The following is a 344-nucleotide window of genomic DNA, read 5'->3' on the forward strand; positions in this document are numbered from 1 at the left end:
CCTCTGCGCCGAGCAGGCAACGGTTTCCCCCTCCCTTCCCCCTTCCCCCTCTCCCTCTTCCCCCCTCCCTCCCCTCCTCTTCTCCCTCTCTTCCTCCTTTTCTCTTTCCTCCCTTTCCTCTTCCTCCTCCCCTCTTTCCTTCTCTTCCTCCTCTTTCTCTCTTCTCTTCCTCCCCTCCCTTCCCCTCTCCCCTCTTTCCTCCCCTCTTCTTTCCTCCTCCCTTTCCTTCTCTCTTTTTCCTTTTTTTCCCTTTTTCACTTCTTTTTCTTCTTCCTTCTTTCTTTTCTTTTTTTCCTCTTTTCCCTTTTTTTCTTCTTCTTCCTTTCTTTCTTCTTTTCCTTTTT

The 344-nt window shown here is 49.1% G+C and carries 1 protein-coding gene; it reads right to left on the minus strand.

What is annotated here, in order from left to right; genetic code table 11:
* Positions 1-344: hypothetical protein (locus tag V6L75_RS21125; RefSeq protein ID WP_334253405.1), on the minus strand; the 344-nt coding region annotated here is incomplete at both ends.

The sequence above is a fragment of the Pannonibacter anstelovis genome, from assembly GCF_036881715.1.
In the GTDB taxonomy this organism is placed as follows: domain Bacteria; phylum Pseudomonadota; class Alphaproteobacteria; order Rhizobiales; family Stappiaceae; genus Pannonibacter; species Pannonibacter anstelovis.